The sequence below is a fragment of the Trabulsiella guamensis ATCC 49490 genome, assembly GCF_000734965.1.
Taxonomy (GTDB): domain Bacteria; phylum Pseudomonadota; class Gammaproteobacteria; order Enterobacterales; family Enterobacteriaceae; genus Trabulsiella; species Trabulsiella guamensis.
In genome coordinates, this window is sequence record NZ_JMTB01000197.1 from 1 (window position 1) to 715 (window position 715).

The following is a 715-nucleotide window of genomic DNA, read 5'->3' on the forward strand; positions in this document are numbered from 1 at the left end:
TGCCGCGCGCCAGGCAAATCGCGACACTTTGACAAAGAAAAATGGATCGCTGCCGCGATCCTGTTTTAAGAGTCAATAACTAGATCGTCGCCGGAAATTTTTTATACAGTGTCGACATACCGACATCATAAATAATCGCCACTCGCTGCCGTGATTCACCAGCTGCTATCAATCTACCAGCTTGAGCCCATTGCTCAGGTGATAGCTTTGGTCTTCTCCCACCTATTCGTCCTTTGGCTCGCGCTGCGGCAAGTCCGGCAAGTGTTCTCTCCACAATAAGTTCACGCTCCATCTCAGCCAGCGCGGACATGATGTGGAAAATAAATCTGCCCATCGGGCTCGATGTATCGATGCTGTCTGTCAGGCTGCGAAAATGGACGCCGCGCTGGCGTAGCTCGTCGACCAGTAGCACGAGGTTGCGCATGCTGCGCCCAAGCCTATCAAGCTTCCAGACGACCAGAGTGTCCCCTTCGTTAAGGGTTCGAAGGAGCTTTTTTAGAGCTGGCCGGTTTGCCACCGTGCCGCTCATTTTTTCTTCAAAAATCTGCTCACATCCTGACCGCTGAAGCGCTTCCCTTTGTAGATCTGTGTTTTGGTCATTTGTTGACACCCGTACGTAGCCAATTTGCATACTTTTTAATCACTCTCTTGTATGTGGTGGTGGTGATTTTATCGGCAAATTAATCGGGCTCTAAAGCCTCTTAAACGTTGGTTT

The 715-nt window shown here is 49.9% G+C and carries 1 protein-coding gene; it reads right to left on the reverse strand.

Annotation, left to right across the window (positions count from 1 at the left end; translation table 11 throughout):
• Nucleotides 1–79: 79 nt before the first annotated feature.
• A complete protein-coding gene (locus GTGU_RS23530; RefSeq protein ID WP_038163733.1) occupies nt 80–631 on the reverse strand; it encodes a recombinase family protein in 552 nt (183 codons plus the stop codon).
• Between the last annotated feature and the right edge of the window lie 84 nt (nt 632–715).